Below are 7,745 nucleotides of genomic sequence, written 5' to 3'. Positions count from 1 at the left end.
ATATTTTCTATTGAAAATTGCGCACCGAAAAACTGAGTGGTAACGTTCCGCTGCTTCTCGTCAGTTGCGAACTTCGGAACGAATTATTTTCGACTAAGATAATATTTCTTGCGAAACGCAAACGTGAATTTTGAACAAAATTCGCAATTGCGAGAAACAGCTGTTATATGCAGCTTTTATTATTCCTCAAAGCCATCGTGAATCAACTTCCATTTTTTTGCCTTCAAATTGTATTTAAAAATCCGTCTATTCTTCTGGTAAGCGTTTGCATGAAGAAAAGTTGTTAATGTTTTGTTTATTGGATTGATTTCAATTGGGAAAAATTGTACAGTGTCACTTAAATAATTACTTCTGTAAAACTTTTTATTTTCTGCTTGGAGAAAATATGTATACAATGGTCCGCCATTTCCACCAGGATCACTCTTAATTGCAAAGTCTTCAAAACTGTCAAAATTAAAGTCGGCTACTATAAAGTTTCCAGAATCCTTTTCATCTCCACTTGGCAATTTGCTATTTACTTTTGTAATGTAAGACCTGACGTTCTTGCAATTGTCAAACGAATCCAAATAAAAACCTTCACATTCAATTTTAAACGTCTGAGTTCTTTTTGAATTTTGTTTCTCAGTAACTTGAACTACGAGTTGAATTAAATCTTCTTTTTTCGAAATTGGGACAACTTTGTAATTGAATTCCCTTGAAAGATTCTCATATGAACAAGTTTGTCCAAAAGCATTTAAGGAAGTAAATATTATTATTAAAGCGATTTTTAAGATGTTCATTTTCTCCGGATTTTTGTCGAAAAGTTGCATATAACGTTTCGCGGCTTCAAGAAGTGGCGAACTTCGTAACCGCATATTTTCCACTAAGATAATATTTCTTGCGAAAGAAATACATCAATTTAGCACATTTCTCGCCATTTCTTGAAACCGCTGTTAGCAGTAGTAATTATTTTAAATTATATTTTTTATGATTTAGCAGCAATAATTATTTGCTCAATCTCATTAATTAATTTTTCAAAATCGTACCCATGAGTTACTTCAATAAGGGTTGAATTGTTTAATTTAAAAAGCTCTTTTTTTCTCAAATCACGTTCTTGATTTTTTATAAACGCTTCAATACCTCCAAAGTGTTTTACTGGTTCGTAATGTTGTTTACCATGAAATTCTACGCCTATATTTAGTTGTGGAAACCAAATATCAATGTGCTGTTTCCCTAACCATTTTGTTTTACCATGTTGTTGAACTTTGTAGTAACTAAAATGTTTTTTAAGATTTTGATAAAGTTCAGTTTCGGATAACCAACCCTCTCCAATTTTAGGTAAACCTTTAGAGACTCTGTATTCATTTTGATTTGAAATTATGAAAATGGAGAAGATTGATAATATGGAATTTTCAACATAATAAATAAATGAGTTTTTATCTATTCCTGTACTTTCACAAAATGTAAGTTTGTGCTCGTTGTATCTTAGTAAATATTTTGCCGTATATCCTGAAAATTGATATTCGATTTTAAATTGTTTTAATGCTGAAAAATATTTATAGAAAGGAGTGTTGTTTTTATTTGTGTTTATTATTTCATTTACACTTTTATTTATTACATAGTAATCTAATTGCTTTCTCTTGTCTATTTTATAATTTGGAAATTCGCTATTAAGTTCTTTAACAGATTTAAGTTCATCAAATATTGAATGAAAAAACGAGTATTTGTTTCCATATAGCTCTTCTAACTTTTTATCAATAAATTGAAAAAAATCATCGGAGTTTTCAGTTATGTGATTGTTTAATTCACTTGGATTAAAACATTTTCTTACAAGATATTTCCCAGTAATGAATCGCTTTTTGTAAGCTAATTCTAGAGAATGAATCTCGGAAAAATGTAAATTATTTGATTGTCCCCATTCTGCGTTTTGATTCAGTTTAGATATATTTGAAGTGTCTTTATCATTCCAATATCTAACTTTTCCGTTAATAGTTATTTTTGAAATTGATGTTTTTTCTAACCGTTTTGGGAGAAATAGTTCACCTCCGACAAATTGCAAATTATTTAGATTTGTGACATTCGTGTCTCTCAAGGAAAGCTTTCCATGAACATGAGTGAGTTCTCCTAAATATTCAATTGACGAATATCTCAAATTAGCTTCACCATTGATTTCAATTAAATTATTTAAGGATTTTAGATTTTTACAAGTGGATAACCAAAAATTTCCATTTATTAATTCAAGTTCTCCTAAATCAAGTAAATCATCAGAATCTATACTGAGATTACCATTAATAGCTTTTACATTTTTTAGACTTAGAACTTTGTCTTTTGAATCAGATTGTCTAACACAAATGTCGCAATTGATGACATTATTAGAATCTATCAATGATTCTAATTTTTCGTTGTCATAAATGTTGTGATATTCTTTTTCCAATTTCGGTGCGATATTATTACTGCTAACGTTCCGCTGCTTCTCGTCAGTTGCGAAGTTCGGAACGAATTATTTTCTGTTAAAGATAAAAATTCTTGCGAAACGCAAACGTGAATTTTGAACAAAATTCGCAATTGCGAGAAACAGCTGTTATAAGCCGTTTTTTATTTATAATGATAGAAATAATTTCTAATATTTTTGTCAGTGCCAACCCGTACAAGTTTTTGTTTTGGAAATACTTTTTCAATTGTCATTGTGTCAAGTCCATCAATAACATTTTCTCTAGAAGGCGAAAACCTAATGAATGTTTCTTCAGCGATAGTTTCATAATTCATTGGGAACTTTTTTATTATCTTATATATTGGTGAATTTATGTTCTTGTATTCAAGCAAGCCAAGCAGTCGACCTTTTTCATCTAACTTAATACGATACTCCATATCATAAAGTTTGTTTTCAAGCCTAAAGCCGTAGTCCATATTATTTTCAAATTTATAATCATGTAATTTTGAAGTATCTGCAATTGTAATATTATTCATTCCTGGGCTGAAAACAATATATTTCATATCTATTCGCGAATTTTCTGGAATTTGCGATTCACGATTACAACTCAAAAATAAAAATGGTAATATTAAAAGTAGATTTCTCAATTTAAACAGGTTTAAAATGGCTTATAACGTTTCGCGGCTACAAGAAGTGGCGAACTTCGGAACTGCGTATTTTCTGCTAAGATAAAATTTCTTGCGAAAAATAAACGTGAATTTAGCACATTTCTCGCCATTTCTTGTAACCGCTGTTGTAGGCAGTACTTATTTTATAGCACTATATTTCAATTTCAACGTTTTCAGCAGTATTCTTTTGCAGTTCGGTAGTTTTCTGTTTAGGTATGCTCTAAATCAAAATATGTATGCCATAATTCTTTTTATGTATGACTTAAATCTAAAAATGTATGACACATATCTATTTATGTTTAGCAGATTTCTAAATATGTTTGTTATAATTGTATTTGTGTATTGAATAAATCTAAATTTGGTTTGTAAATATCTAAATAGGGTAGGCAATAACCTAAAATAGTATGACAAAAGACTTATTGCGTGAGCAATAAGTCTTTTTGTTTATTCTTTCTTTTCTTTTTTGGTTATGTTATAATTTTGGTTTACTGAATTTAATACCGCTTACTTGGTTAAATTGCGGACTACTTGCACCAAAGACTGATTTAACGTATTTTTTTACTTCGCTTGCGGTTTCGTAAATTCCGTTTTCGCTGGTGTATAAAGTTTCATTTCTTGAAATTCTTGAATTACTTATGTTTGTATAGGAAGTTGCAACGGCAGTATTTTTTGTGTTAAGGTTTGCAATTTTTGTTGTTAATGTTGCAACTTGTAATTCGGTTTCGTTTGGTGTGTAGCTTGGCTCGGCTTCTAATACCGATTTAAGACCTGAAAAGTGTTGAATTAATTGGTCATAAGATTGTTGGCTTGTAGAAATTGTTGTTGGTGCTGGTGCATTTGGGTCGGTTGGTGTTTGCGTAGCAGACGCTTTTTTACCTTGCATTTTGCGGTTAAATGTTTTAGCATCGTTAATAGTTTCTGTTGTTGCATCGGTTGTTTGCAATGCGTTTACTAATCGTGTTGATAATGATTTTAGGTTGCTGAAAGCAACCATACGTTCGTTTACTTTGTTGTTGTAAGCTGTGTTTTTAGAAATTACATCAGTTAATTTTGTTTCTGCTGTTGCTTTTAGTGCAACAAGTTGAGGCAATTTTAAACTGTTTTTTGATGGATTATACGTTGCTCCATACCCTGTAACAAACTCAATTAAGTCTTGAAAGTTTGCTACATTTTTTGCGTGACCTACTTCTGATGTTGATGCCATATTGATGATATTTAGGTTGTTAATAGAAATCAAAAATAATAAAAAATATATTTGAAATGAATAATGATTAACAAAATAATGGCTAACCGAAAGGTTAACCATTTAGTAGTTATTGTTTATTATATATCACTAATTTTTAATTTTTTCATTGTTAAATAAAACAACTTCTTTTATAACTAACTTATGAATTGCTGAAATAATAGTTTTCATTATTTCATAATCTGGTTTATTTTCTTTTGTAGGTAATGTAATATTTAACACATCAGCGTCTTTTGCATAAAAATTTCTACCATAATTAAATTGACCGTTATATGATGATTTATGAATAGCTGTAGTAACAAAAATTGATGCTAATTTAGGTAAGCTTTCTGTATGAACTATAGCGATATGGTCATCGCCACCGTATTTGTAATTGCGATATTTTGCAGAACCAAACATATCAATAGTTGTAGTATTTTCTGAAAATATATTTACATTATTTCCTATAAAAGCAGAAACACCTTCATCAGTTTCCCCAGCAGTTACAAAAGGTAAATTCCCTGAAATTCGGTCTGCACTTTTTAATCTTCTACCACGAGTAGCTTTACCAAAAAGTTCTTCAAGTTTGTAAGTTTTCCATTTTAAACTTTGATAATTGTTTAAAATATTTTCTTCTTCTAAAGTTAATGTGTAATCTTTTAATCCTGTACTTAATAAATAAGTATCTAAAATTTGCATTCGTTCAGCTTCTAATTCTAAAATAAAACTTTCCATAAATGCAAAATCAATTTTATCATTTTTTATTGGAAGTTTTATAATAGTATTTTTTAATTCAATTTTAGTAGCCTTTGTATTATAGGAATATTTTGTTTTAATTATTCTTTCTATTGATGCAATAACAAACATTTGATTTATGCTATTCAATTCATCACATTGTAATACACTCGTTGCACCGTGTCCATCTTTTAAATAAAAAGGTGTTTCTAAATAAACAATATTTTGATTGTTTGAATGTATTAATATTGTAGGTTTCCCAAACTTATTATTTATTACTCTTTTTGTTAATTGATTATATGATATAATACCATTATTTATGGTTGCTTGACCATAAAAAGGGTATAGGTTTTCTGTTTCGTCTTTTAATTCTTCAAGTTTTAAAGGGTCGATTTCTTTTTGAGATTGCCATTGTAAAACTTCTTCTATTTTAAATTCTCCCCACTTAACTTTTTGTAATTTTTCATTAAGTAGGGTATCTACTTTCCCAAACTTTCTTTTTCTTGTTTTAAGATTGTTGAAACTTCCCAAGACAAATAATCACTTACTGTTTTTTTGAAATCTTGTAATGTTGGTTTTGTGTCTATGGGTGCTGATTTGTTCCAATCGGCTCCGCTTTTTGGGTCGATAGTATCTTCGTGATACTCTTTTTCTGTAAAAATATTGAGTTTACTTTTACCAAAACGCACCAAGTTTATGACTTCTTCGTAGCGTTCTTTGGCTTGATTCGTATCTTTAAGATTGTTTGTTGATTTTTTACGATTTGTTCTTGTGTAACCATCATCAGAGAAATCAATAAATTTTACCATTTCTTCTTTATGGTGCTTTTCGTTTACTTTGAAAACATAAACATTAGTTTGTACACTTGATTTACCTATAAATATATCCACAGGCATTTTTATACTTGCAATTAGTGTGTGTTTTTCTAAAATTCTTTTGCAATAGTCTTTTGCTCTACCAGAACCCGCTGAATTTTGAATAATGATTGAAGCATACCCTTTATTCATCATTGAAAGTGCTCTTTCCACAAAATTCATTCCGTTTCCATTTGCAGAATATGGTGGATTTAATATAAAAGCATCGGCTGGGAATTTTGAATCAGTATCTCCAAAACCATAATTACCATCAAAGTCTGTTAATGAATCTTTGTTCAAAATGTTTGAACTACCATCTCCCATTAAAATCATATTTAAAATGGCTAACATATATACACTTGAAAGTAACTCTAAACCGAGCAATTGCTCGGCTTTTATTTTGATTTCTTTTTGTAATAATTCATCAGGCGAAGTAATGGTATTTTTTGCATCGTTTAGCATTTCGTTCATAGCAGAAACTAATAAACCTGCTGAACCTGTGGCAAAATCCCAAACGTAAGAATCTTTATTTACTCGTGCTAACTTAACTAATAAAGAAGCTACATAAGAAGGAGTGAGAACAACATCGTTTAATTTGTCTTGCGAAAAACCTAACCAACCATACATTTCGTTAAATAGTTTTCCTGTGAAATCGGTTGTTAAACCAATTTTGTAATAAATACCTAAATCATCTACAATTTTAGTAAATACTCTTTTGAGTTGGCTTTCGCCTTCTTCAATTTTATTTATGTTTTCGGTTGTTAGTGTGTTTTCTAATGTTCTTACTATTAAATCTTTCTTTTCTTTTGGAATGTCTTTTTCGTCTAAAAAAGATTTTATTTTTCTTACGACAATATCTCCATCGCTGTTTCCTCTTTCGATTGAAGATTTTAAATCTGATTTTTCTAATGGTGCAACTTTTCCTGGAATACCCAAAGTAGCAATTATTGAAGCGGCAACAAGATATACTCTGTCGTTTTCTCCTAAACCTTTTTCGTTTTCATAAATATCGTGGTTTAGTTTTCTTAAACTTGTGTCAATTTCTTTTTCTCGTTGTTCTTTTAGTTTTTCAATTTCTTCTTGCGTTAGTTCTAAAGTTTTTACTTTATCGATAAACGCATCAAAGTTTTTAGGTGCTAAAAAAGAAAAATCTGAAAAGTCATCTACTTTTTGACCAGCACCAAGATTGTTTTTAGAAACATAATATACTCCGATTTGGTGTTGAATGTTTCCTCTTTCATCTTTGTAACCAGTCATACCGATAGCTATAATATCGGTGTAACTTGTATGATGCAAAAGAGCATTTGCGTAATGAACTGCTCCGTTTACTGCAAAAGAATTTATGTTTTTAAAATGTGATTCGTTTTTAGCAGTTCTATTTTCTACTTGATGGTTTGTATCTAATTTCACTAAACTTTCTTTGTAACCTTTATACTCAATAAGAATTGGATAATAGTTTAAGTTTTTGTCTTGCAATAATATTTTTGCATCTGGTCTATTTGCACCTGTTCCACCATTTTTGGTAAAATAGTCAGAAAGCGCTTTGTCTATTTCGGCATTTAGAGATTCTTGCTCTAATTTATAAGGTAATTTATATGTTTTTAGCCATCCATTTGCTAAATCTGCTATATTCGGTTCAATTGATTGTGCCATAGTTTTTTTATTATCGGTCGTAAAGATAACTTTTTTGTTAAAAATAAAAAGAGTTTTGCTTCAGCAAAACTCTTCTGTTTATTTTGGATTTTATATGTTGTTTTTATGCGGTTTTTTTATGCGTTTTGTGTAGCTCGAGTATTGCCTACAACGTTCCGCCGCTTCTCGTCAGTTGCGAACTTCGGAACGAATTATTTTCTGTT

The 7,745-nt window shown here is 29.9% G+C and carries 6 protein-coding genes; all 6 read right to left on the bottom strand.

Features of this window, described 5'->3' with window-relative positions:
* Positions 1-179 precede the first annotated feature (179 nt).
* Entirely contained in the window at positions 180-854 is a 675-nt protein-coding gene (locus PSU83_RS14215) for a hypothetical protein (protein ID WP_300590214.1), read from the bottom strand.
* Between the two features lie 110 nt (positions 855-964).
* Positions 965-2,413, bottom strand: a complete 1,449-nt coding sequence (locus tag PSU83_RS14210) for a hypothetical protein (RefSeq protein ID WP_300590213.1) — start codon at positions 2,411-2,413, stop codon at positions 965-967.
* A 161-nt stretch (positions 2,414-2,574) separates the two neighbouring features.
* Positions 2,575-3,057 (bottom strand): hypothetical protein, encoded by a 483-nt coding sequence (locus PSU83_RS14205; protein ID WP_300590212.1) that lies wholly within the window; start codon positions 3,055-3,057, stop codon positions 2,575-2,577.
* Positions 3,058-3,550: 493 nt separating this feature from the next.
* Positions 3,551-4,282, bottom strand: coding sequence for a hypothetical protein (locus PSU83_RS14200; RefSeq protein WP_300590211.1), 732 nt, complete (start codon positions 4,280-4,282; stop codon positions 3,551-3,553).
* Between the two features lie 129 nt (positions 4,283-4,411).
* Positions 4,412-5,566 carry a restriction endonuclease subunit S gene (locus PSU83_RS14195; RefSeq protein WP_300590210.1) on the bottom strand — a complete coding sequence of 385 codons (1,155 nt, stop codon included), beginning with the start codon at positions 5,564-5,566 and terminating at the stop codon, positions 4,412-4,414.
* A complete protein-coding gene (locus PSU83_RS14190) occupies positions 5,515-7,542 on the bottom strand; it encodes an N-6 DNA methylase (protein WP_300590209.1) in 2,028 nt (675 codons plus the stop codon). Before PSU83_RS14190 ends, PSU83_RS14195 begins: the two co-directional genes overlap by 52 nt.
* Positions 7,543-7,745 lie beyond the last annotated feature (203 nt).

The organism is Flavobacterium sp., assembly GCF_029945805.1.
In the GTDB taxonomy this organism is placed as follows: Bacteria; Bacteroidota; Bacteroidia; order Flavobacteriales; family Flavobacteriaceae; genus Flavobacterium.
The sequence above is the reverse complement of the archived record's forward strand: the minus strand, read 5'-3'. Positions and strand labels throughout refer to the sequence as shown.

What these genes read in the sequence shown, in the direction of transcription:
- PSU83_RS14215 (WP_300590214.1), bottom strand. Translation starts at nt 854, where the DNA reads ATGCGGTTACGAAGTTCGCCACTTCTTGAAGCCGCGAAACGTTATATG.
- PSU83_RS14200 (WP_300590211.1), bottom strand. Translation starts at nt 4,282, where the DNA reads ATGGCATCAACATCAGAAGTAGGTCACGCAAAAAATGTAGCAAACTTT.
- PSU83_RS14190 (WP_300590209.1), bottom strand. Translation starts at nt 7,542, where the DNA reads ATGGCACAATCAATTGAACCGAATATAGCAGATTTAGCAAATGGATGG.